General features: G+C 64.4%; 19 protein-coding genes and 2 pseudogenes. 13 read left to right on the forward strand and 8 right to left on the reverse strand.

Annotated elements, in window-relative coordinates; translation table 11 throughout:
- Positions 1-2: 2 nt before the first annotated feature.
- Together nthA and G406_RS53765 are read left to right on the forward strand one after the other, a co-directional pair.
- The gene (gene nthA, locus G406_RS0108625) at positions 3-629 is read left to right on the forward strand and encodes a nitrile hydratase subunit alpha (protein WP_156934749.1); all 627 of its coding nucleotides are present in this window, start codon (positions 3-5) and stop codon (positions 627-629) included.
- Entirely contained in the window at positions 626-1,711 is a 1,086-nt protein-coding gene (locus G406_RS53765; protein WP_051341836.1) for an MIP/aquaporin family protein, read from the forward strand. Before nthA ends, G406_RS53765 begins: the two co-directional genes overlap by 4 nt.
- A gap of 23 nt (positions 1,712-1,734) precedes the next feature.
- Here the strand turns inward: G406_RS53765 and G406_RS0108635 are convergent, their stop codons facing one another.
- The 4 genes and pseudogenes from G406_RS0108635 to G406_RS0108645 form a co-directional block, all read right to left on the reverse strand.
- Positions 1,735-2,205, reverse strand: coding sequence for a MarR family winged helix-turn-helix transcriptional regulator (locus tag G406_RS0108635; protein ID WP_281172407.1), 471 nt, complete (start codon positions 2,203-2,205; stop codon positions 1,735-1,737).
- A 307-nt stretch (positions 2,206-2,512) separates the two neighbouring features.
- Positions 2,513-3,052 (reverse strand): annotated as a pseudogene (def, locus tag G406_RS55500) (peptide deformylase); the annotation flags it as partial.
- A gap of 69 nt (positions 3,053-3,121) precedes the next feature.
- Positions 3,122-4,642, reverse strand: a pseudogene (locus tag G406_RS58760) (alpha/beta hydrolase domain-containing protein); the annotation flags it as partial.
- 28 nt (positions 4,643-4,670) lie between these two features.
- On the reverse strand, positions 4,671-5,717 hold the full coding sequence (locus G406_RS0108645) for a methyltransferase (protein ID WP_064742872.1): 1,047 nt from the start codon (positions 5,715-5,717) through the stop codon (positions 4,671-4,673).
- A gap of 224 nt (positions 5,718-5,941) precedes the next feature.
- On the opposite strand from G406_RS0108645, the gene G406_RS45615 reads away from it, so the two are divergent.
- The 5 genes from G406_RS45615 (at position 5,942) to G406_RS0108670 (ending at position 11,569) form a co-directional block, all read left to right on the forward strand.
- Positions 5,942-7,564 carry a GMC family oxidoreductase gene (locus G406_RS45615; protein ID WP_051341881.1) on the forward strand — a complete coding sequence of 541 codons (1,623 nt, stop codon included), beginning with the start codon at positions 5,942-5,944 and terminating at the stop codon, positions 7,562-7,564.
- A gap of 136 nt (positions 7,565-7,700) precedes the next feature.
- A complete protein-coding gene (locus G406_RS55505; protein ID WP_084215884.1) occupies positions 7,701-8,606 on the forward strand; it encodes an aldo/keto reductase in 906 nt (301 codons plus the stop codon).
- Positions 8,607-8,989: 383 nt separating this feature from the next.
- The gene (locus G406_RS53770) at positions 8,990-9,649 is read left to right on the forward strand and encodes a TetR/AcrR family transcriptional regulator (RefSeq protein ID WP_084215885.1); all 660 of its coding nucleotides are present in this window, start codon (positions 8,990-8,992) and stop codon (positions 9,647-9,649) included.
- Between the two features lie 278 nt (positions 9,650-9,927).
- On the forward strand, positions 9,928-10,737 hold the full coding sequence (locus G406_RS45625) for an AfsR/SARP family transcriptional regulator (protein WP_064742882.1): 810 nt from the start codon (positions 9,928-9,930) through the stop codon (positions 10,735-10,737).
- A gap of 85 nt (positions 10,738-10,822) precedes the next feature.
- Positions 10,823-11,569, forward strand: a complete 747-nt coding sequence (locus tag G406_RS0108670) for a glucose 1-dehydrogenase (protein ID WP_028933515.1) — start codon at positions 10,823-10,825, stop codon at positions 11,567-11,569.
- A 45-nt stretch (positions 11,570-11,614) separates the two neighbouring features.
- Here the strand turns inward: G406_RS0108670 and G406_RS0108675 are convergent, their stop codons facing one another.
- Entirely contained in the window at positions 11,615-13,714 is a 2,100-nt protein-coding gene (locus G406_RS0108675) for an MDR family MFS transporter (protein ID WP_084215886.1), read from the reverse strand.
- Between the two features lie 556 nt (positions 13,715-14,270).
- Between G406_RS0108675 and G406_RS0108680 the strand changes: the two genes are divergently transcribed.
- From G406_RS0108680 to G406_RS45630, 3 genes are all read left to right on the forward strand, one after another.
- Positions 14,271-15,092 carry a mycofactocin-coupled SDR family oxidoreductase gene (locus G406_RS0108680; RefSeq protein WP_028933517.1) on the forward strand — a complete coding sequence of 274 codons (822 nt, stop codon included), beginning with the start codon at positions 14,271-14,273 and terminating at the stop codon, positions 15,090-15,092.
- A gap of 32 nt (positions 15,093-15,124) precedes the next feature.
- Positions 15,125-16,348 carry a cytochrome P450 gene (locus tag G406_RS0108685; RefSeq protein ID WP_028933518.1) on the forward strand — a complete coding sequence of 408 codons (1,224 nt, stop codon included), beginning with the start codon at positions 15,125-15,127 and terminating at the stop codon, positions 16,346-16,348.
- Positions 16,349-16,440: 92 nt separating this feature from the next.
- The gene (locus G406_RS45630) at positions 16,441-17,346 is read left to right on the forward strand and encodes an acyl-CoA dehydrogenase family protein (RefSeq protein WP_051341839.1); all 906 of its coding nucleotides are present in this window, start codon (positions 16,441-16,443) and stop codon (positions 17,344-17,346) included.
- Positions 17,347-17,453: 107 nt separating this feature from the next.
- On the opposite strand, the gene G406_RS0108695 is transcribed toward G406_RS45630, so the two are convergent.
- The 3 genes from G406_RS0108695 to G406_RS0108705 form a co-directional block, all read right to left on the reverse strand.
- On the reverse strand, positions 17,454-17,654 hold the full coding sequence (locus G406_RS0108695) for a DUF397 domain-containing protein (protein WP_028933519.1): 201 nt from the start codon (positions 17,652-17,654) through the stop codon (positions 17,454-17,456).
- Between the two features lie 16 nt (positions 17,655-17,670).
- Positions 17,671-18,477 carry a helix-turn-helix domain-containing protein gene (locus G406_RS0108700; RefSeq protein WP_051341840.1) on the reverse strand — a complete coding sequence of 269 codons (807 nt, stop codon included), beginning with the start codon at positions 18,475-18,477 and terminating at the stop codon, positions 17,671-17,673.
- Positions 18,478-19,258: 781 nt separating this feature from the next.
- Positions 19,259-19,639: a hypothetical protein gene (locus G406_RS0108705; protein WP_028933521.1), complete on the reverse strand. Its 381-nt coding sequence runs from the start codon at positions 19,637-19,639 to the stop codon at positions 19,259-19,261.
- Positions 19,640-20,722: 1,083 nt separating this feature from the next.
- On the opposite strand from G406_RS0108705, the gene G406_RS0108715 reads away from it, so the two are divergent.
- The 3 genes from G406_RS0108715 to G406_RS0108725 all read left to right on the forward strand — a co-directional run bounded on the left by G406_RS0108715 (position 20,723) and on the right by G406_RS0108725 (position 24,229).
- Positions 20,723-22,435, forward strand: coding sequence for a class I adenylate-forming enzyme family protein (locus G406_RS0108715; RefSeq protein ID WP_084215888.1), 1,713 nt, complete (start codon positions 20,723-20,725; stop codon positions 22,433-22,435).
- Positions 22,436-22,522: 87 nt separating this feature from the next.
- On the forward strand, positions 22,523-23,359 hold the full coding sequence (locus G406_RS0108720) for an SDR family NAD(P)-dependent oxidoreductase (protein ID WP_211241082.1): 837 nt from the start codon (positions 22,523-22,525) through the stop codon (positions 23,357-23,359).
- A 72-nt stretch (positions 23,360-23,431) separates the two neighbouring features.
- Positions 23,432-24,229 carry an enoyl-CoA hydratase/isomerase family protein gene (locus G406_RS0108725; RefSeq protein WP_037075769.1) on the forward strand — a complete coding sequence of 266 codons (798 nt, stop codon included), beginning with the start codon at positions 23,432-23,434 and terminating at the stop codon, positions 24,227-24,229.
- Positions 24,230-24,401: the final 172 nt, after the last annotated feature.

The following is a 24,401-nucleotide window of genomic DNA, read 5'->3' on the forward strand; positions in this document are numbered from 1 at the left end:
CGATGTCAGCACATCTTCACGACGACCCGCACGCTCCGATCGAGGAGAACCCGGAGGAACCTGACTACTTCGACGTGTTGCAGACCGCGATCAGGGAGCTCCTCGTCGAGAAGGGCCTGATCGGCGCGGGTGAGGTCCGCGCCATGATCGAGACGCTCGACGCGCACGCACCGGCTCTCGGGTCCGCTCTCGTGGCGCGCGCTTGGTCCGACCCGGACTTCAAGGAGCGGTTGCTCGCTGACGGCACCGCCGCCATCGAGGAATTCGGCATCGACAACTACGACGGTACCGAGCTGATCGTTCTGGAACAGACACCCGACACGCACAACCTGGTCGTCTGCACTCTGTGCTCCTGCTATCCGCGTCCGGTCCTGGGGTTGCCGCCCGACTGGTACAAGAGCCGTCCGTATCGGACGCGTGCCGTCCGCGAACCGCGAGCGCTCCTGGCGGAGTTCGGCACGACCGTGCCCGAGGACGTGACCATCCGCGTCCACGACAGCAACGCGAACATGCGTTACCTCGTCCTCCCGATGCGCCCGCCGGGCACCGAGGACTGGACCGAGGAGCAACTCGCGGAGCTGGCCACCCGGGACACGATGATCGGTGTGACGACGGCACGCACGCCGTGAGGGCGGCCTCGAACCTCCAGGACGGGCGCCGCGGTCACCACGCCGAGGAATGGCCGCCCTCGGCGTGGGCCGCCGAAGCACTCGGCACCGCGCTGCTCGTCTTCGACGCACTGAGCGCCATCGCCTTGACGATGGCTCCTACTGCGCCGTTGCGGGCTTTGCCCGCGGAGGTACGGCTGCTCATCATCGGTGTCGTGGTGGGAGGCACCGTTGCGGTCTTCGCCATCACGACCGCCGGCAAGAGATCTGGTGCGCACCTCAACCCCGCGGTGAGCGTGTACATGGCCTTACGCGGAGCGCTGTCCGTTCGCGATGCGGTCGCCTACTCCGTGGCGCAGCTGGCCGGGTCGGTCGTTGGTGTGCTGGTGGCACGTCTGTGTTGGCGCGGGCCGATGCTCGAGGTGTCCGATGGGCTGATTCAGCCCGGCCCCGGTGTGGACGCCGGAGGGGTTCTGCTCGGTGAGACGCTCAGTACCGTCGGACTGCTCCTCGTCCTCTCCTGGCTGGTCTCCAAGCCTCGACCGAGGGAGACACCGTGGGTGATCGGGGGATTGATCGCCGTCCTGATCGTGATGACCGGCGCGACATCCGGCGGTAGCTTCAATCCGGCGCGTAACTTCGGTCCGTTCGTGCTGGGGTCCGACTTCGACTTCTTCTGGATCTACATGCTCGCGCCCTGCGGCGGCGCAGTGATCACCGCGGTCGCACTGCACCTGACCGGCGCCTGGACGCCGCGCACCTGCAAGCTGTGCGGGCCTGCCTTCGACGAGGAACCGATTCGCGGGGAGGACCCCGGGGGCCCCTTCCGGCAGAGGGTGTGCCGGGAGATCGAGTTGGCCGGTTTCAGCATCTACAGCCAGGGCCCAGGGGGTGGGGTGGAGGTCAGGATGTGTCCCGAAGAGTACGGCGGCGGCGTGCTCGTCAGTTGGGCCCCGCATTCCGCCGCCTGTGTGCCCCTGAACGAACGAGTGACCGCGGTCGAGAAGGCCATGGCGGATGCACTCGTGGTCGTGATGTCCGAGCTGGGGTTCAGCGCGTCGCGCCTCGGCGAGTCCTTCGCGGTCCGCGTGGCGGACGCGTGACAGCGACGCGCAGCCGCCCCTGGTCAGTCGTCGGTCAGGTGAGAAATATAGACGCGTTGGTTCTCCGTGATCTGGAAGAAGACGCGCTTGAAACGTTGATACTCGTCGTGTCCGATGATCTGCGCGTGCCGCCGCTGCATCGCCGCCAAGATGAGGTCGGCCGCGCGCATCTGTGCGAGACCGCGCTCGGTCGGGCACACGAGCTTCGCTCGCCGGTCACTCGGATCGGGGCGTCGCGTGACGTAGCCTAGGTCTTCCAGCTCGTCGACGAGTGTGCCGATGTTCTGTTTGTACTGGTGGGACAGCCGGGAGAGCTCACTCGGGCGGACGCCGTCGGCGTCGAGGTAGGCCAGGACCGCACCGTGTCTGTGCCTCAGATCGTCGAAGCCCAGCTCCGCGAGCGCGGTGAACAGCTCGCGCTGCACCGCGAACAACAGCCGACCCGCGAGTACGCCCAGGTCAGGGTCGGTCGAGTTCCGTTCCGCGCGAGTCACCACTCGCTGTGCTCCTATCGCTCGTACGACGCTACCGTCAGTATCGACGACGGTCGCAGCTTGCGACGATAGGTGCTGCCCGGCCGCGAGCCGTACCCAGTTTAGGAGGCCCGCAGAGCGGGTGCGGTCGGCGAGGAGCTGGTCGGGTGCCCGGCGGGCGTCGTGGAAGGGTCCGCTGCATGCCGCTGCCGCACGTGGTTCACCAGGTCACACGACGGTCCCGTACCGGCGCGAGAGGACCGCGGACGCGACCGGACCGCGTGGGAAAGTTCCTGTCGATCGGACGCGGGGTGCCCTCCGGGACGTCAGGGAGCCAGCTGTTGCCCGGCACCGTCCAGCTCCGCTCTTTGATCATCAGCCGGGCCGCTTCCGCGTACTCGCCGGTCAACGCCTCCAGGAACAGGTGGCCGTCCAAGTGGTCGACCTCGTGCTGGAAGCAGCGGGCCAGCGTCCCGGATGCGAGGATCTCGATCGGTGCACCGGTCAGGTCCTGCCCGATCACCTTCGCCCACTCGGCGCGCGCTGTCGGGTAGGTGTCGAACGGAACGGACAGACAACCCTCGCTGTCGGTCTCCGGATCAGCGGCTGCCGGTACCCCCGATGTCTGCAGCTGAGGATTGATCACCACGCCCGAGTGCCAGAGCCCGTCGGCGTCCGGGCAGTCGTAGACGAACACTCGCAGTTCGACGCCGATCTGGTTCGCCGCGAGACCGACCCCGCCGGCCGCGTACATCGATTCGAACATGCCCGCGACGAGGGCCGTCAGCGCGTCCCCGAAGTCGAGCACCGTGCGGGTCGGGCTGTGCAGGACCGGGTCACCGGCGATCCTGATCGGATAGATGGTCACGTCTCTGGTGCTCCAACCCCACTTGGCGGGGATGTTCGCGGCTCGGGCCTGGTCGGCCAGCTCCGCGGCGTCGTAGGAGGTCAGCCAGCGGTCCTCGACGAGCCGGTGAATGTCCGTGCTGACCTTCCGCAGGTAGTCGGCGTGAGTCGGGTACAGAACCTTCAGGTACTCGGGGGAGAACGGGATGTCGTAGCCGGCGTAGTAGCTGTTGTTGCTGTGTGGGGCTCTCAGACCCCGAGGCACGAAGGTCGCGATGGGCACGTCGACCGCCACGGTCCGGACGCCGCCGACCGGGTTGCCGAGTTGGTCCAGGTCGGGAACGACCGGCCAGGTGGTCGTGTCGTGAGGGGTGAGCCGGGTGGTGTGCGGCGGCGCGGTACCTGTGCTGACCCAGCTGTCGAGGTTGGCGAACGCGGCGTCGAGAACGACGTGGAGCGGGAACGAGCTGAGCGGGTAGGTGGTCCGTGCCTCCGGGGCGAACCCGGCGCGGGCGAGCTCGTCGGCGTTGGGGAAGTACCAGCCCTGATCACCGGGGAGGTGAGAGCCGCCGCCGATCTCGTAGAGACGGATGCGGCGGGTGGGGGTGTCGCTGTCGGCCGGCCGATCGGTACGTCTGTCGAATGACGCGGCGCTGTAGAAGTCCGTGGGGGTGGTGACCACGATGACCGGGGTTCCCGAGGGCGGGTCGTAGCGGGCTCGTGGATCACCCGAGGGCGGTAGTGCCGCGCACTGGCTGATCGGAGTGGCGGCATAGCTACCGGCGCCGGGGAGATACCCGTCGAAGATCGGCCGTCCGTCCGGCAGCTGGACGTGGCGCGCGATGGCGTCGAGGTAGGTCAGGTCGTACGAGCCGCTCTGGGACCAGCCGGTCAGTGTGCTGATCCGGGGATGCAGGTCGTGCAGAGGATTCGCGGGGGAGTCCGTCTTCACCAGTCGCCCCACCTGGCTGAGGACGTCCCAGGCCAGCCCGGTCTCTCCGCTGGTGTCTGTCGAGCCGGGATACGGGGCGCAGCGGCTGGCGGGTGCCATCGGGCTGGCCATCGACAGACCGCCGTAGCGGGCCGGGTCGAAGCGCTTCAGCGCACCGATGGTGTCCGGCGAGATCGTGACACCGACGTAGGCGTCCCCCGAGTGCATGAAGCCGTTGTGGGCGATCTCCCACTCCGCGTCCAGGTCGTGGCCGGATGTGGGGTTGAGCGGTTCCACCCGCACCGACCCGCTGAACCTGGTCGGGTCCGAGGGGCGGCGGACGAGTATCCGTGTGACGTACGGGCCCGATCCGAGAACCGCCAGCGTTGCCAGGTCGGGCCAGGAGTAGACGTTGGCCCGGCCGCTGACCAGGAATTCTTGCTCGACGTAGCCGTGCTGCCCGAGATCGACCGGAGTGGCGTCGTGGTCCGAGGCCAGGAACGGGTAGGACTCACGATTCGAAGGAAGCGAGGCAGATGCAGCCGGCAACGGGGGAACGGTGATCTCGGTCGTCGAGGCCCGGACGGGGGTGCCCGAGTTGCCGTCGCCAGCCGAGCAGCTCGCCACGCTCAGAGCCAGTGACAGGGCCAGCGCCGCTGCTCGGCAACGTTCGAACGTCACCGGACAGCGTGCCCTCAGACGCCGGGAGCTACTGGACAATGGCCTGCGCCTCGATCACTGCCAGTGGTGAGCCGGTGGGATGTACCGCGATGCGCCGCAGCCCGGCCGCTTCGAACAGCGGGTCGAACATGGACAGCGACCGCTCCCGGCCCTGCAGGACGGCGAGCATGCTGAGGTCCTGACCGGGTACCGCGAACTGCTCCGCGCCGACCTCTCCGAGCAGCATCTCCAGCACACACACCCGGCCGCCGGGGGCCATCGCCGTCCGACAGTTGCTCAGGATGCGGATGCACTGTTCGTCGTTCCAGTCGTGCAGGACATAGCGCAGCAGGTACAGGTCACCGCCGGACGGGACCGAGGCGAAGAAGTCGCCGCCACTCACGCTGAGCCGATCGGAGAGACCGAGCGCCTCAGCGGCCGCCACCGCGTGCGGCAGCACCGTCGGCACATCCATCACCACCCCGCGCAACGTGGGGTTGACCGCCATGAGGGCATGCATCAGCGTGCCGGTCGAGCCGCCCACATCGACCGCCAGCGTGCTCCCGGACGTGTCGAGCACGGCGGCTGCCTCGGAACCGGCCACCGCCGTCATACCGTCCAAGCCAGTGGCGAACGCGGCCTCCTCGTCCGGATGGGTGGTGTAGTAGTCGAAGATGGGCTGGTCAGCCTGGCTCGTCCCGGCGCGGATCGCGGCCGGCAGCTTGCCCCACGGCTGCCAGTGGCCGGGTGCCGGCAACGACACCGCGAACCCCCACTGGGAGCCCTCGGCGTCCCTGCGCAACGTGTCGAGCAACGCGGTGCCGGTGAAGTGCAGGCCGTCGTGCGAGGTCGTCAGTCCGACAGCGGCACAGGCCCGCAGGAACCGCGCGGTCGCGGCAGGGTCGGCGGACTCGGCCCGCGCCAGTTCACCGGCCGTCACGGTCCCCTCGGCGCAGTGTTCCGCCAGCGAGAACAGTGCGGCGGTGCGCACGATCTGGCTGACCCGGTATGCCGTGATCATGTCCCAGATGACCGCGCGGGGGTCGGCGGGCGATGAGCCGTCGCGCGAGTGGTGTCGCGGTTCGAAAAGAGTCATGGCTCCTTAGCTCTCGGCCCGGGGTGCCGCCTCGTGCGCCACCTCGATCCCACTGTGGAGAGGTCGACACCCTGTCAACGCCAGATGAGGATGGAGGCGCGGCCGGCTCGTGGCCGTCCGTTCCGGGACTGCGACGCCGCCGGCGTTCCGTGTCGACGAGGTGTCCATCCGGCTCTGGTCGACTGACCCCGCGGGAAGACGGTCTCGCGGGGAAGGGGCCTGTGATGTCGGAGCGTTACGACTATGTGGTGGTCGGCGCCGGAACAGCTGGTTGCGTTCTGGCGGCGCGGCTGTCGGAGGCCCCGGACGTCCGGGTGTTGCTCGTGGAAGCCGGTGGGCGCGAGCCGTTGCCGGAGTCGAAGGTGCCCAGCGCGTGGCCCCAGCTACAGGGTTCGTCCATGGACTGGGCGGATCAGGCTCTGCCGTTCGCCGGAACAGGTTCCACGATGACATGGCCGGGCGGACGCGGGTTGGGCGGATCGTCGATGATCAACGCCACGTCGTTCCTGCGCGGGCACCGCTCCAGTTACGACGCCTGGGCGGCGGGTGGCGCCGAGGGCTGGGGCTTCGACGATCTCCTGCCGTTCTTTCGTCGCAGTGAGGCTTTCGTGGGACGAGACCCCCGCTTACGGGGGACCGAGGGGCCACTGACACCAGCGCCGGTGGCGACACCGCACCCGCTGTCCCGGGCGGCACTGGCAGCAGCCGAAGAGCTCGGTTACCCGGTGGTCTCCGACCCGAACAACGGGGTCGAGGAAGGGTTCGGCTATTGCGACCTGAACATCGTCGGCCAGCAGCGGCAGAGCGCGGTCCACGCCTACCTCGGACCCGCCCTGACCAGACCCAATCTCACCGTGATCACGGATTCCGTGGTGGAACACCTGCTGCTCGAGGACGACAGGTGCACCGGAGTCCGGTATCGCCCCTCCGAGGCTCACGTGGCGACGGAACCACCAGGGCGGTCCGAGTCGGATGGAACGCGCCGGGTCTATGCCGAGAGGGAGGTGGTGCTCGCGGCTGGTGCACTCGGGTCGCCCGCGCTCCTGCTCAGCTCGGGAATCGGGCCGGCGAAGCAGCTACAGGTGGCGGGTGTGCCGACACTCCACGACCGGCCAGGGGTCGGTGCTAACCTCCACGACCATCCGATGTCGGGAGTGGTGTACCGGTCCGCTCGCCCGGTGCCTCCCGCCGCGCCGGACAGCAATGGGGGCGGCGAGATCAAGGGCCTGCTGCGGGCACTGCCCGACTCGACGATGCCCGATCTGCAGATGTTCACCGCGATCACGCCGATGGTGTCGCGTACTCTGCCTGGTCCGGACCGCGGCGCCGGTTACAACATCATGATTGCCCTGATGCTTCCCCGAAGCCGGGGCTCGGTGCGACTGGCCCCCGCCCACACGGGGTCGTCCGGGCGTCGGAGCCTGCTCATCGAGGCCGGCTACTACCAGGAACGACGTGACCTCGATGTCATGGCAGCGGGGCTCGACACCGCCCGGGAGTTCGGCGCCAGCCCCGCCTTCGACGAGTGGCGACGCGAACAGGTGCAGCCCCGGCCGGGCACACTCGACCGCCGAGAAATCCACGATTATCTTCGACGCAGTCTCGCTACCTACTTCCATTACGCGGGCACGTGCCGAATGGGTACCGACGCGATGGCGGTGGTCGACCTCGCGCTGCGGGTACGAGGTGTCTCCGGGCTGCGAGTCGTCGACGCATCGGTCATGCCGGCTCCGGTCTCGGCCAACACCAACGCCACGGTCTACGCCATAGCCGAACGCGCGGCCGAGTTGATCTCGCGGCCGGTGGACGCCGTCGCGGTGAGCACCGATCAGTATTCGCCTGAGTAGCGTCGAGATGCTGTCGCTCGGTTGCTCATAATACGTCAACAGATTGTCAAGCACCCGGCACTATCCTTTCGCCACATCTCGCGCTCGCGCTCGCGCTGGATAATCGCAAAGGTGGCTGCAAGAATTGCAGAGAAAAATGCTGGGGCGGTCCGGAGTCGGGGTCTCTGAGTTTTTCTTCGGAGCCCACTCATCGTGCGATGCGAACCGCGCGGTCAAGGCCGCGGGAGCCGGCGGTGTTGCGTCGGACGGTATTCAGCGCCTCAGCAGAGCGTATGACATGGGAATTCGCGTTTTTGATGCGGGAGGCTGCCGAGGCGCGGGACCGGATGAACGCGCGGTCGGCGACTGGGTGACCCGGGTGCGTCCGAGGGGCGTGGTCGTACAAACCGCGGTCCGAGCCGGCTACCGAGCCGTAGCCGGGCGCGGCCTGTCTCGGGGGCACATCGCACGACAGCTCGTACGGAGCCTTCAACGGCTTGGCCCGATCGATCTGTATGTGGTGCACGCCCCGGACCCTGTCGCGCCCGTCGAGGAGATGCTGTGTGCGTTCGCGGCGGCGCGGGAGGCGGGACTGGTACGGGCGTTCGGTTGCTCCCATGTCGATGTGCGGACGGTGGAACGGCTCCTTGAAGCCTCCATGACCCATGGCCTGCCGAGGATTGAATTCGTCCAGAACAGGTTCGACTTGCTTGACCGTCACGATGAACGAGAAATGTTGTCATTCGTGGCGGCCGAGGAACTCGGTTACGTGGCGATCCCATCCGTGACGAGTCGGACTTATGCGTCCGAACTGTACCGTCGAGCACCCCGGTTGAGGCTGCTCTCACGGGTGTCCCGGATTGGAATCGAGGGACTGACGCTCGCCTGGCTGCGCTCTCATCCGAACGTAACCGCGACGGCCGTCGTGCCGAGTTCGGACGAACAATGGGGAGCTGTGCGCGATGCGCTGGACTTCGAAGTCGACGACGAGTTGCACGCGGAGCTCGGCGAGTGTTCCTCGGTCGCCAATCGTGCGGCGGCTCGGCTCGCTGGATCGGTCTGACCGGACATCGACTGTCGGCCCGCTGCGCGCCATCGGCGCCGCTCCGAGAACTTCGCTGCCTCCGTTCGGGCGGGGTGGGAAGTGGCCCGACTCATGCGACACGCCTCATCACGGCGGTGGTGCGCCGCACGTCACAGAGTCGGACATCGAGGCAGGTAGCCAACGATGAGTCGGTTACTTTACGATGTGTTGTATGTACGAAGGATCGGGTCCTTGTCGCCGCGTCGCTCGGTTCTGCGCGGCGCCGAAACGGCCGGAGTCCCTCACCATCACGCTGACGCGGCGTTCGTACCGATACGGCTCGACGAGATCCCGGGCATCGCCGTCGAGTGGCTCACTCGTCGACAGGTCGGCCAGGGAACGGACGCTCCGGCAGAGCAGCCATGTCCCGCACTGAGGTATTGCCGACAGTCCGGCAAAGGCATGAGCGCACGCGTGATGCTCGACGGGCGAGCATCCTTGCCGCCGCACGTGAAACCTTTGTATCGCGCGGGTTCGTGAGCGCGACGATGGAGGAGATCGCGCTGAGCGCGGACATCGCGAAGCCGACACTCTACGGCTACTTCCGCACGAAAGACGAACTGTTGCTGCAGTTGATGCTTCCGATCTTCATCGAGATCGGAGAGCAGCTGGAAAGAGTAGTGAGCCGAGTTGCCGCCGGCACATACCACGATCGCGACGATTTCATTGCTGACTTCATCGAGGCGCTGCTTGTGCCGTACCGAGACGATCCGGACGGGTTCAGGCTCACCCAGCTGCTGCACCAGAGTCGACTTGTCGAGTCATTGAACTCGGCGGCGCTGGATGCGCTCGATCGGCAAGGGCGAACGGACTTCCGGCTGGCCCGAGCTGCTCTGGAAGGTGCCATCTGCCAGGGACTGGTTCGGGACGTGGCAGTCGGACCTCTGGCTGACGTGCTCTGGGGGGTTGTGGTAGGTGTCATCCAAGTTGAAGAAATTAAGCGTAGAACGGGCGGTCGGTCGCAGTTCTCGGCCGCGATTCATCTTGCCAAGCGGGCGCTGTCGGCTGCATTGGTGCCATAGTGGGCCGCCAGTCGATCAATTAGTCGGCGGTCGTTGATTCGGTTGTGAAGGCGCATCGTGGCGCTGGCTAGTGTCATATTTCCCGCCTTTCAATTGCTTGACCGGTCTCAGTCTGGTCTGTTGTGGTTTGCCTGGCCGGCCTTCGCCGGAACTGACTTGTCTGATTCATTCTCCTTATCGACGCAACGCCGATCTCAGGTATCGGCCGGCGCGTAAAGATATTTGAGGCTCCAAGCGTGAATCTGAGCGGTGTTCGACATGGGAAGGGGTACGGGGTGATGGCAGACGCAGTGAGGTTCCAGCTGCTAGGCCCGGTCCGGGCTTGGGTGGGGAATCGGGAGGTACGGACCGGTAGCCCGCAGCAACGTGCCGTGTTGGCCATGCTGCTGTTACACGACGGCAGATCAGTGGCTCTGGACTCGATCATCGAAATGTTGTGGGGCGCCCGTGTCCCGATTGCGGCGGCCGGAACCGTGCGAACATATATTTCACGTATCCGCTCGACATTCGCGGAAACGGTCGAGGGCGCGAGCAACCTACGGTTGGAAGCCTACGGTGATGGCTACCGGCTCGTGGTTGACCGGTCAGCGGTGGACATCGACCTGTTTCGTGGTTACCTGACCCGGGCTCGTATGGATCGACGATGCGGGGAGTTGGTCTCGGCGGCTCGGTGGCTTCAGGACGGACTCGGTCTGTGGCGTGGATGCCCGTTGAGCGGAATCGATGGCTCTACTGGCGCCTTCGGGTCCACGGCGTGCTACTTCTACGGCCGGATCCGTTGGCTGGAGCAACTGCGGTCCAGCGCATTGGAAGAGTGGCTGGCGATCGAGATCGAGCTGGGGAACTTCGCCAGGGCAATCGAGGAGCTGGAAGAGGCCGTGGCGGCTGATCCATACCATGAGCGAATGTGGGAGCTGTTGATGTCAGCTCAGCACAGTGCTGGGCGAACCAATGATGCATTGGCAAGTTTTCGCTCGGTGAGTCAACGGCTTGACGATGACTTGGGACTGTCTCCAGGACCGGGATTGAGCGCCCTATGCCAACGAATGCGTATCGACGAGGTGGGTCGGGATTGCTTGAGACCGTGAAGTTCGGCCGAATCAACGGCGGCTCCCTCGCGCAGCTGGGCCGCGGGCATCTAGCATCTCGCTACAACACGACTAGGGGTCTTAGTTGAAGAAGCTCGGCGGGAAGGTTGCCATCGTCACTGGCGCCTCCAGGGGAATCGGTGCTGAGATAGCGAAGACTCTAGCGGGCGAAGGCGTCGCCGTGGTGGCTCACTATTTCTCGAGGAAAGAAGCCGCAGATCAGGTCGTGCGAGACATTACGGCGGCGGGTGGGCAGGCGTGTGCGATGCGTGCCGACATTTCCCGAAAAGTCGAGGCGGCGGCCCTGGTCGCTGCGGCGATCGACCGGTTCGGGCACCTGGATATCGTCGTGAATAATGGAGGGATCGTCGCGTACGCCAGCATTGAGGAATCGTCCGAGGAGCTATATCGACGCCTGTTCGACGCCAATGTACTGGGAATATTCCTGTTAACGCAGGCTGCGCTGAAATATCTCGAGCGTGGAGCGAGCATCATCAATATCAGCTCGGGTTCTACGAAGATGACGCCGCCACAGAGCTCCCTTTACAGCGCCACCAAGGGTGCTGTCGATATCTTCAGTCGCGTACTGGCTCGCGAACTGGGCCCGCGTGGAATCCGCGTCAATACTGTCAACCCCGGACTGGTGGAGACCGAGGGAACGCGGTCGGGCGGATTTCTTGAGGGTGCCAGCCGATCCTGGGCAGAACAGGCCGCCGCGCTGGGCCGGATCGGCCAGGTCGACGATATCGCCCCGGTCGTGGCCTTCTTGGCTTCCGACGATGCGCGCTGGCTCACGGGCGAGGTCCTCTATGCCACAGGAGGAATGGGCTGACGTTCAGCAAGCTGTCGCCGGCCCGGTAGAACGATCGTTATTCTCCTAGGCGGGGTTCGTGACGGCTCCAGTGTCCTGGGCGATCATTCGACGAGCCATGTGGTCGAGCGCCGAGCTGAGCTCCTCCGGGCTGGGTGAACCGTCGTCGAGCCAGCCGGACAGTTGCGCCCCGAGCCAGGCAGTCCACTGATCGATGACCTTGTGAATCTCTCGTTCCCCGGCCATGGTCAATGAGATCCGGGCGTCGTCGACCGTCAGATATCCGAGGGTGACGGCTCGGGCGAACGCCGGCCACAGTACTGGACCTGGCACTCTGAACTGTTCCGCTATGCCGGCGAGAGTCGCCTGGCCCATCAGGTGGATGCGCAGGTGCACCTGGGTGAGACACCAGGCGCTCGCCACGTCCAGGTCCGTGTGGGCTGCCGCGAGTATGCCCGGCGCCGCGGCCCGCCCTTCCTTGCCCAGGACTCGAGCGATCGCCTGCTCGAGTAGCTCGTAGGACGCGCGAGCGTCGGGCATGGCGAATCCGGCACCCACATCGGTTGCTCCCGCACGCACCGCGTCGCACATCGGGATCTGTTTGAGGAACAACGAGAGAACCAGGGCCAGCAGCGCGACCGGGACGCCCGCGAGGAACAGCGACTGCACGGTGCTTGCGTACGCATCGACGATGGGCGCCGCCTGGTCGGCGGGCAAGGCGTGAACCGCCGCCGGTGAGCTGATGGTGTCCGCACTGAGCCCGGGCACGGCGGCCAGTGCACCCGCCATGTTGTCGGTCAGGTGGCTGGCGTAGATGGTGCCGAACACCGAAGCGCCGAACGAGCTGCCCAAGGTCCGGAAGAACGTCACTCCGGAGGTCGCTACGCCGAGGTCGCGATAGTTCGCGGTGTTCTGAACGACGATCGTCAGAATCTGCATGGACGAGCCGACGCCCGCTCCGAACACGAGCATGTACACCGAGGTCACCCACACCGATGTCTGGGCATCCATCCGCGAGAGCAGGAACAAGCCCAGTGCCATCACAGCGCTGCCCACGATCGGGAACGGGCGGTACCTTCCGGTGCGGCTCACCGTCATGCCCGCGAGCGTCGAGGTGACCAGGAGGCCGATCACCATCGGCAGCGTGCGCAGTCCGGACGAGGTGGCGCTCACACCTTGCACGTACTGCAAGAACGTGGGCAGGAAGGTCACCGCGCCGAGCATGGCGAAGCCGACCACGAAGCTGATTGCGCTGGCGAGTGCGAAGACAGGGCCGGTGAACAACCGTAACGGCAGCATGGGCTCCGCGGCGCGTCGTTCCGCCACCACGAACAATCCGATCGCTGCCACTGAAGCAGCGAACAGCCCGATGATCGTCGGTGAGGTCCACGGGTAGGTGCTGCCACCCCAACTGGTGGCGAGCGACAGGGTGGTCGCGCCGACCGAGATGATCACGATGCCCGGGTAGTCGATCAGCGGTTTGACCTTGGTCGGCACAGAGGGCAACGTGCGCATCGCCACCAGGATGACGGCGACCGCGATCGGTACGTTGACGTAGAACGCCCATCGCCAGGACAGATGGTCGGTGAACAGCCCGCCGAGCAGCGGGCCGACGACAGTGATCACTCCGAACACCGCGCCGAGTGCTCCCTGGTAGCGCCCGCGTTCACGCATGGGGATGATGTCCGCGGTCAATGCGGTCGCCGTCACGGTCAGCCCGCCGGCCCCGATGCCCTGCACCGCCCGCATGGCGATCAACCAGCTCATGCTGTCGGCGAACCCGCAGAAGAACGAACCGATGGCGAACAGCGCGCAGGACAGCTGGAACACCAGCTTGCGACCGTAGAGGTCGCCGAACTTGCCGGCCAACACGATGGCGATGGTTTCGGTGAGCAGGTAGGCGGTGATCACCCAGGCCATGTGGTCGACGCCGCTGAGATCGGCGACGATGGTCGGAAGAGCAGTGGACACGATGGTTTGGTCCAGCGCGGCCAGCAGTATGCCCAGCACGATGGTTGCGAACGCGACGTTGGTGCGCGCGCGGTCGAGTGCGGCGTTCGGCTCGGTGCTCGACGCGAGCTCAGCCCCTGACTCCTGGCCCACAGAATCTCGGCCCAGGTCCCGCGCTCCATCCTCGGGCCTGTCTCGGCCGCCGGTCGGCTCCATGGCCCAACTCCTCCGCTAGGTGTGGTCGCGGCGGGCTCGAGCCGGCCACAAAGTAGTCCAGAAATATTATCGCTCTGCCGTGTCATGCGTGGGGGAGCGTAGAAGGGTGAGACCTTCGGTCGGGCGGCGGCCAGGCACTCGCCTCGTGACTGATGGGTCACTACAGGGTACTTGCACGTCAAGCGCGTGTCTCGTGGAGGCGGATGGTGACGGTCCGGCCGCCGAAGCGCGAAGGGCATGGACGTCGGAGGAGCTGCGGGTCGACTGACAACGAGTCTAGCTCGACCTGCCTGCGAGGCCATTTAGTCTTTATGTATGACTAGATTAATACTTGTGGGCTCGACATGAGTCTGTCTGGATGCGAGCGATGGCTCGAATCGAGTCGTGGGCGAACCGGCAGGGGCCGTGGCGTGTAGCGAGATTGAACTCGTCGGCATTCATTTCACGGTTAATCCGTTGAGTTGCTGTCGATCATCCTGGTGTCCAATCGTGAAGGTTCACTGTGCCGCAGTGTGAAAGCACATCGCGGGATCTTGGTATCAGGAAAGGGGAAGGTGTGGGCAAGCTTTCGGGGAAAGTGTGTCTGATTACCGGTGCGGCGCGCGGGCAGGGCCGTAGTCATGCGGTGCGGTTCGCGCAAGAAGGCGCCGACATCATCGCTGTCGACATCTGCCGCCAGATGGACACGGTGGCGTATTCCATGGCCAGTCCCGAAGATATGGCGCAGACGGTGGCCGAGGTCGAGGCTCTGGACAGACGTATTGTCCATGCTGAGGTCGATGTACGAGATGTCGCGGCGTTGAAGAAGGTCGTCGAGCACGGCGCCGCGGAGCTGGGAGGGCTGCACGTCGTCGTGGCGAATGCCGGTATCTCGACGAACATGGATCCGGATGTGGACCAGGACTTGATGTTCCGCGAGGTCGTCGAGGTCAACCTGCTCGGGACCTGGAACACCGTGCGTGCGGCCGCGCCACTCATGATCGAGGCTGGTGAAGGTGGGTCTGTCGTCCTGACGAGTTCCGCACTCGGTCTCAGCGGGCGAAACGGCGACGGTGGTGGCTCGATCAGCGGGTATATCGCCAGCAAGCATGCCATCGTCGGTTTGATGCGAGCGTTCTGCCATTGGCTCGCGCCGCACAATATTCGTGTGAACAGTGTGCATCCAGCGGTGGTGAACACGCCGATGGCAGTCAACGAGGCGATGGAGAAGTGGAGCGCCGCGAACCCGGCGGTGGCTGAGACCTGGGTGAACCTGTTGCCCGTACCCATGGTCGAGCCAGTGGATATCAGCAACGCGATCGCTTGGCTGGTGTCAGACGAGGGCCGTTACGTCACGGGCGTCACCCTGCCGGTCGATGCCGGGTTCGCGGCAAAGTAGTCCGCTAGGACTCGCGACAGAGAGCTGGGAATATGGTCGCAGATCTTGACGATGATTTCAATCCGTCGATATCGCCGTACCGCGCATCACCTGAAAAGTTCTACGAGATGGCGCGTGGTCGACCCGTGTTCTACAGCGAGACCATGGGTGCGTATCTGGTTACCAGGTATTCCGACATCGTCGCGATTCTCCGTGACACCGAGACCTTCTCGTCGTCGGCGTCGGTGCCGCGAATGTACGACGGTCCGCCTGAAGTGGTACATGTTCTCAGTCGTCATCAGGTACCGGAAGAAGGGTTCATCGTCAATGAGTCCGGCGCCGAGCATGAACGATCTCGCCGGGCATTCGAGACCGCACTGACGCCCTCGCGACTACGCAAGATAATGCGATCCGTCGAGGCGAGAGCTCACGACGCGATCGACCAGTTCGCTGATCGAGAAGCGGACCTCGTCGCGCAGTACGCGGTGCCTGTCGCTCGTGCTGCTATCGACGAGTTGATAGGGTTCCCAGACGAGGACGCTGGACGAGTCGCGGTTTGGACGGACGATTTTGTCACCGTGTGCAATGCGGGCGCCCCGGTAGGAGCAAGGGTCGATGCGGCTCATTCCGTGGCGGAGTACACGCTCTACATCCAGGATCTCATCGAGCGCCGCCGGAAACATCCGGAAGACGACATGATCTCTGACTTGATTCATGGAACGCGTGACAACCCGCCGATCTCCGATGGCAAGATACACAGCATTATTCGGGGATCAGCGAGGTTGGCAGGATTTGCTACGAGCTGCAACGCGATATCGACGACCGCCCTGTTGATGCTTCAGAACACAGCCGCCCGGCGCGAAGCAGCCGCCGGGTCTCCCGGCGTGACGCGCACGATCGTGGAAGAGTCACTGCGACTCGAAGCTCCTCACCGAGGGCTGTTCCGTTCGGTGACTCGCCCTGTCGAGTTCGGCGGAGCGTCGCTGAGGGCCGGCGCCATGGTCCTGTTGATGTTCGGCTCCGCGGGCCGGGACGAAGCGGTTTTCCCCAATGCTGACGCTCTGGAGTTCGGACGCAAATCTCGTCCTGGTCATCTGGCGTTCGGTCATGGTCTTCACGCCTGTCCCGGAGCCGCGATGGCCCGGGGCGAGATCGCCACAGCAGTTCGAGTTCTCTTCGAGCGTCTCCCGGATCTGAGGCTGATACACGGGGGAGAGCCGGACTGGTCCGCGAACCCGTACTTTCGCGGCCTTGACTCGCTCCCGGTGACCTGGTGAGTCACCACCGGACGCCGCGTCCTCTCGGCTTGCGAGTTGTCTGCCTCGGACACGGGCCGACCGGCCATCTGGCACAAGAAGACGGTTCTTGAATGGCGAGTCGATGGGAAGCAATCCTGGGCGAGCGGCTCGACCCCCACGGTCGGGAGTCGGCGGCCGCGGCCGCGTCGCTGGTGCCTTTGTTGGCCGCCAACGCCGGCAGCGCGGACACCGATCGACGGATCCCGGAAGCGAATCTCGTCGCGTTGCGCGAGGCAGGACTGCTGAGGCTCGCTGTGCCGCGCGCACTCGGCGGACACGGCGCCGGACTGCGCACGATGATCGCGGCGTGCGCGGAGCTCGGGCGTGGATGCGCATCGACGGCGTGGGTGACCGCGGTCCACGGGGCCGGGAGCACGCTGGCCGGGCGGCTGGGCGACGACGCTCGTGCCCAGATCTGGGCCGGTTCGCCGGATGTGATCATCAGTGGGGCGCTCGGGGTTCCGCGGCGGGCGCGCCGGGTCCCGGGTGGGGTCACCGTGGATGGCCGGTGGTCCTGGGTGTCCGGGATCCGCCATGCCGACTGGGTCGGTCTCGACGTTCAGGCCGAGCCGGCTGGTGGGGGTACACCCCAGCGAGCCATGGCGTTCACGCCGGTCGCGGCCGTGACTGTCGAAGACACCTGGGACATGGCGGGGATGAGGGGCACGGGCAGCGATACCGTCATCGCCGAGAACTTGTTCGTACCTGACGATCTTGTGCTGAGAACCTGGAGCCCTCCGGCCGAGCGTGCCAAACTCCGGAGATACTCGAACATACGCTCGAAGAGCACAAGTCGTGGGCGGTGCTCGCCGCCGAGGCCCGGCGGATCTTCGATACCTCCTGGTCGTCGGTCTCAGACCCGGTACCGAAGGCGTTTCCACGACGCCATGAAGGTCCTGCGGGACGAGCTAGCCTTGACGTTGGGACCGCGCACAGCCGACTGGGCCGTGTCCTGCTGGTTCCTGCAACCAAGCTAGTCGATCTACGAGGCTGCCCGCATCGAAGTAGCTGAGCAGTGCCCCTTAAAACACAAGAATGCCCCGGGCCCATTAAGGGCCAGGGGCGTCCTTGGAGTACAGCTAGTTCAGTTGACGTCGGTGTTGCTCACGTTGACACCAGCCAGGAAGGCCTTCCACTCCTTCTGGCCGAAGCCGAGCATGCCGCCCTGCCGGTCTTTGGTGTCACGAACCAGTACACCGGCAGTGCTGGCCGCGACCTCGACGCAGTTACCGTCGTTGCCGCTGTAGCTGCTGACCCGCCACGGTGAGATCAACTCAAGGTCCATCGTGCACCTCCCAGTGTCATAGGTCCGCAATCATACGGTGAACGAGATCAAGGGACCGGGCAGGACTCAGCGCGACGCGCTGCAAGTCGTTGGCCCCTGCCTGGTAAGTGGCCACCCGCGCGCGGTCTGTCAGATACACCGCGTCGTCCAGCATCTCGACGTACGCAAGCTTGCTAACTGAATCGATCTCCAGAATGACGAAGGCACCCGTGGCGTGAACTGCGTGCGTGCCGTCCTCCGGGCGCAGAATCTGGATGGTCACCGTAGGCAAGGAAGCCATCTTGACCAGGTGCTCCAGCTGGGCGCGACGCATATCGGGCGTACCGATGGCCATTTCAAGCGCCCACTTCGTAGTGATGCAGTGCAGCGTCAACGGTCCATCGGGGTCAGTCAGCCGCTTGCCGCGAGCTTCCCGGAACTTCACCACGTCCTCGTGCCTGTCAGCCCGGACCATCAGAGACTCAGCTGTCACCGCAGCCGCGTATTCAGGAGTCTGAAGCAAGCCCGGCACTAGGTGCGGCTCGTACACGAACTCGCGGTCGGCGAGACGCTCCAGGCCGGCAAAGATCGTGAACCAACGAGGAACGGCGTTAGATCGTGTCGTCCACCAGTTCGCCTCCTCCGTGCGCTTTGCGAGCGCTGTGAGCCTCAGGATGCTCCGCTGCTCTGCGCCGTACACGGTAAGTAGGCGCCGGATGTCTTCCGCGCTTGGCGTCTGACGGCCAAGCTCGATGTTGGCGATCTTCGCCTTCGTCACGCCCACTAGCGCAGCGGCCTTGGTCATCGACAGCTTGGACTCAGCCCGCGCTCGCGCCAGCTCCACGCCGAGAATCCAACGCAAGGGTGGAGTAGGCGGAGTAATCAACAGAGTCTCCTTTTCTCCATGCAACGTTGCATGGTACGGTCTTGGCAATGCTCTCGGGGTGAAGCGTACTCGCCGGTGCATGCCGCTGAGTCATATAGCGAGGGGGACGCGTCGTGCCTGCGCCGATGAACTACACAGTTATCACTTCTAACACAGACGGTCTTGATCACTGTGTCTCTGATGTCTTGGTCCGACAGATGTATATGGACAGAGCACGCGCCGGATACCGCGCGGCGTGTGGAGCCACGGTCCTGCCGACTAATGACGTTCTGACCATGGGCCGAGAGGAGTGCCAGACCTGCACACGGCGATTGCCTGAGGGTGCCCATGTACAAGGCCGCCCCCGACGAGTCCGCCCCTACGTAGCGGAGGGAGCCAGCTGGTGAGCGCTCTGACGTACGTCAAGGTCAAAGGCAGTCTCCAGATTCATGCTCAGCTGGCCATCGACGCATCGGACAACCGAACTGCGTGTGGGCGGCTGGCCGGAGATGAGACAGAAGAGCCTCCCTCCGGTCAGCGTTGTGAAGCCTGCTGGCTGGACTGGCGCGTACGCCGCGAACTGGCGCGTCCCCGCATCGTCCAGACCTAAAGCTCCCGCTTAGACACCAAGCGGGTTAGCCCGGCCCCCGAGGTCGCCTTCCACCCCTCGGGGGCCGGGTGTACGTGAGACACAAAAAGCCCCCTCACCTGATTTCCCAGGGAGGGGGTGTTTTGTTGTTCAACCTGCTCGTACGCCGAGCTAGTCCGCCCGGACCCACTCACCGCCATCGTCCTCGATCTCTGAGGGATCGACGAGTTTGCTCTTGCTTGGGTCTTGCAGAGCTTGGTGAATCTTGGCTGCGTTGCTCCAAGCCGCCATGATGTTTTCAATCAACTCATCTTGGTGAGGAAGTGCGGCAGCCACCTTCGGATCGCCGTTCGAACCGGTAGCAAGCGCCGTTGCGTGGGCGGACAGATCACCGCTCAACTGACGTAGACCCCACAGCACGTCCATCAGAGTCGCAGTGCTCTGCTTCAGCTGATCGGCGCTCGGATCCACAACGTCCGACGCATTGTCGATCTCGAACACAGCTTTCAACTCGGCGAGACGTCGCTGGGTAAAGCTTGGGTCGTAGCCCATTTACTGTCCACCCCTACAGTTCGTTCTCGAATACGCAGAGTCTACCGGCTCAACCTTGAGTCAATGTCAGAGGTGCTTGAGCACCATCCTTTTGTCACACGCGTTTCCATTGGGTGGCCTAGCGGTGACATTAACCGTGATCGTTACTTCGGGGCCATTTACGGTCACGACCGCGTTGAGAGGACTGAATTCGTCGAATGGCTTGGTGAACGACTCTCTGCCGTCAGCGTCATCGATAGAGATGTCAGCTATGCCGCTTCGAGCGGGGTAGATAATCGTGTAAAGCTCAGGACCGGTAATGCGTACGACCCATCTATCGATAGGTTGCCCAGTTCTGCGGAAGGCCTGCACTGTCATGCCGCACTCAGCACGTGCCGCCAGAACCGGAGCGTGTCCCTGCACTGGTTCGGCCGCCATCGCGGTTGGGGCGGATATAATTGTAACCGCAACAGCGACTAGGACTGCTAGGAGCGCACTTAGTTGGCGCATCTGTTCCCCCTGGGGTCTAGCTCAACTGGATGCGTTGACCGTAGACAGGACTGATGACCGTGACAGTGTTTCCTCAGAAAGGGTTTGCGATCGCGAACGAACTTCCGATTTGGTAGACACGACGGGCGCCGCCTGTTACGAGCGGCTACACAAAAGCCCCCTCTCTCTAGGATTCTAGGGAGAGGGGCCTTCGCACCAGCTACGGCTTACCGTACCTCTGAGTCCACGCGGCGTGCCGATACTCCGACAGCGCTGCGTTGTACCGGACGACCTTGCCGGCGTTCTGTTTCTTCTGTATCGCGTGCAAGGGCCACCAAATGAACAGACCCCACATGCCTCCGGTGATCACTGTCAGAGCTACGCGAAGGCCGGTGTTCGTGGTCTTGTAGATCGGCGGTTCTGGAGGCGGATTGTCCGAAGACGGATCAATCGAGGGTTGGAACCCCGCGATGGGGTCGTTGATCATCTCGGAACCCTTTCCGTTGCACCCTGGGAACCTCGGCAGGCGGGCTCCGGAGGCGGGGAGAGGTACGTCACTCTGCAACGTCACGTCAGATGTAGACACGGACAGTCGGAAACTTTACGGTCCGTTGTATGTGGAACGATACGGTGCGGCTCATGCGTGGGCTGGGTTACCCGGAGGCTTGGCTCGAGGAAGCGGCTGAGTACGGCGACGAGGATGCCTACGTTGCGTTCGACCCGAGCTGGGTCGGTGAGTTCCCGGAGATCCCGGAACAGACCGTCGACCAGCTTGTACGCCGACAGGCGGAGAAGTCGCCGAACAGTCCGGCACTCCGTTATCTCGGTCGTACGCTCAGCTATGCCGATTTCGAGGACCTGATCGGCCGTGCCGCGGGCGTCCTCCGAGCCCAGGGTGTCGGCAAAGGCGACGTGGTGGCCGTCATGGTGCCCACCTCCGCGATGCACTGGGTGGTGTTCTTCGCTCTCGCCCGTCTCGGAGCTGTGCATTGCGGAGTGAACGTGATGTATCGAGCCGACGAGCTGTCCTACCAGCTGGCCGATGCAGGTGCGAACGCAATTGTGTGTCTGGATCACTTCCTGCCGTTGGTCGAGGGCCTCCCGCCGGAGGTCAGGCCTACTCACGTCCTGAGCACGACCCTTGGCGATCTCGCCGACCCGACTTTCCAGCCCTATGGCTCACTCCACGACTGGTGGAAGCCCCACGGGGGGACCGGATCGAGCGCGACGCCACTGCTGGAAGCGATGCGGAGCGTCGAGCCGATCCGCGAATCGAGCGACGCCGACGTTCGCACGGAGTTAGGTCAGATCGTCTATACCTCGGGTACCACGGGCCGCCCGAAGGGAGTTATGCAGACTCATTACAACATGATTCACAACGCTCTCACGCATACTCTCGCAATGGTGACGACCACCACGCCGGTGACCTATTCGCCCATGCCGATGTTCCACACCGGTGGGTTCTTCGTGTACTCATTGCCGGTATTCGCCCGGGGCGGGGTGGTCGTGCCCCGACCGCTTTTCGATCCATCCGACGCGCTCGCCTGTATAACCGAGGAACGAGTCAACGTCCTGTTCGGCCCGCCGACCCTTTTCGCGGCTCTGCTGGCCCATGGCCTCGACGGTTACGACCTGGCCGGCATCGAGATCTGCGCCACCGGTGCCGCGCCGGTTCCGAAGGACCTGGCACGGCGCTGGAAGGCGGCGACCGGTCTGGTCATGCGATCAGGCTGGGGGATGAGCGAACTCAACAGCCTCGGTACGTACAACGCGCTGCCCGGGCGTACCGATCTGAACACCGTCGGCGTACCGGTCGTGGGGGAGATGCGCGTCGTGAACGTGTCGCGCGACGTGGTAGGGCGTGATGAGGTCGGTGAGATCGAGTTCCGAGGTATGCAGGTGTCGCGAGGCTATCTCGGCAAGCCGGACGAAACCGCGATCACCTTCCAGCCTGATGGCTGGGTGAGGACCGGTGACGCGGGGCTGATCAACCGGAACGGCTTCCTCGAGTACGTGGATCGGATCAAGGACCTCATCATCGTCTCGGGTTACAACGTCGCGCCCGCGGAGATCGAGGCGGTGATCCGAGCGGTCCCCGGAGTCACCGAGGTGGCGGTCGTGGGTGAACCGCATGAGTACAAGGGCGAGGTTCCGGTCGCGTACGTGTCAGGAGACGTGACCGAGCGCGCTGTGTTGGATTTCTGTCAGCAGAAGCTGTCGAAGATCAAAGTTCCGGCCCGCGTTCAGGTGATGGAAGAACTTCCCAAGAGCTCCATGGGGAAGGTCATGAAAGGGCGGCTCGGGCAACACGCCCGAGATGTGCGCTAGCGCGGGTCGAGAACAGCGATTGGTCCGCTCCGGGCGAGGTTTGCGGTAAATAAGTTCAGTGCTGGTCGGTACAGAAAGCTGGAGATCGTGGTGAGCGAAAAGTGTCTGGAAGGTCAGGTAGCGATTGTCACGGGCGCTGCGCGGGGTATCGGTCGGGCCATCGCGGTTCGATTGTCCGCATGGGGTGCTTCGGTGGTGCCGGTGGATCTGGACCTTGCGCCGTTGGCCGAAGGCGATGGTCACTTCCAGGGGCCGGTGAATCCTGTGGAGGTCGACTTGACACAGCCCGACTCGGGAGACGAGGTGGTCCGGATAGCCCTGGAGGCCTACGGACGGCTCGACATCGTCGTCAACAACGCAGGTTACACCTGGGACGGTCCACTTCATAAGATGTCGGATAGGCAGTTCCAGGCGATGTTGGACATACATACGATCGCCCCGTTCCGAATCTTGAGGGCGGCGGCCGGTCCCATGCGTGCGGCGGCGAAGCAGGATTCTCGTAGTGGGTCCGCTTCGCATCGCAAGGTCGTCAACGTCGTATCGCTGTCCGGTCTCATGGGGCAGTCCGGCCAGGCGAACTACTCGGCGGCGAAGGGCGCGACCATTGCTCTGACGAAAGCGCTGGCGAAAGAATGGGGGCCGCTTCGAATCAATGTCAACGCGGTTGCGCCGGGCTTTATCGATACGCGCCTGACGTCCACGTCGGACGATGCGGGAGAAATATCTGTTGCCGGCGATACGCACGTTCTGGGGATCAGGCCCGAGGTACGGGATCTCGCTGTGGCGACGAACCCCATGGGTCGGGTCGGAACGGTGGACGAGGTGGCGAGTGCCGCTGCCTGGTTGGCTTCCCCGGCTTCCGACTATGTGAACGGGCATGTCTTGACAGTGAGTGGCGGGCAGATCGGCGGTATGACCGCCTGAGCGGGTGCGGTGCGGTTGTGTGCGGACTCTCGGACGTCTGCCGAACTTGATCGATGTGAATAGGAGTAGCTGGTGAACGACAATCTTGTTTTGTTCGAACGGCGTGGAAATATCGCACTGGTGACCCTTAATCGGCCGGAGCAGCGAAACGCGTTCGATCCCGATCTGTCCGCCGCGCTCATCGAGACGTGGGACCTGATCAAGAGGGACAGAGAGATTCGAGCGGTCGTCCTTACCGGCGCGGGTGAGGCTTTCTCGGCCGGGGCCGATCTGAAGAAGCTCATTCCGTCGATCCGAGACGCATCCGACGAGGAGAACCGTCGACGCGCCTACGAAGGGCCGGGATGGGGTGGAATATCGGGCGGATACCAGTTCCACACGCCGGTGATTGCCGCGATCAACGGATCGTGCATCGCCGGAGGGCATGAACTCGCCGAGTTCTGTGATATCCGAATCTGCGTTCCCGAAGCCCGATTCGGGCACCAGGAGATTAGATGGGGGTTGATGCCTGGAGACGGGGGCTGTTCGCGACTCCCGCGCATCGTGGGGCTCGGGCGAGCGATGGAGCTGATCCTCACCGGTCGAATCTATGACGCTGAGGAGGCACTTCGAATCGGTTTCGTCACGCAGATTGTGCCGGCTGACGAGCTGCTCGCCACCGCTGTCGGAACTGCCGAGCGTATTGCGGCCAACGGACCGCTAGCGGTACGTGCGGCAAAGCAGGCAATCCTCCGGGGACTGGGTCGACCGCTCGAGGAGAACATTCCGTTCGAAACCGAGACGTTCAGCTTCCTGTGCAAGTCCGAAGACTGGCTGGCTGGGCAGGAAGCATTCCTCACCGGATCGACGCCCGAATTCAAAGGCCGCTGACCGAGTAGTTCCAGAGCTGTACGCAGCTTTCGCCCGCGTCGAGGGTTACGTACCTCAGGGCGAGGGACGCAGCTCGTAGACAGGCTCTCACCTGAATCGAGTGCGCAAGTCGGGTGCTCCACGGCCAGCTGGGCGTGCAGCGCCCGACTCGTAGCCTGGATTCCCCGGCCGT

The sequence above is a fragment of the Actinospineispora spinosispora DSM 44797 genome, assembly GCF_000429025.1.
Taxonomy (GTDB): Bacteria; Actinomycetota; Actinomycetes; order Mycobacteriales; family Pseudonocardiaceae; genus Pseudonocardia; species Pseudonocardia spinosispora.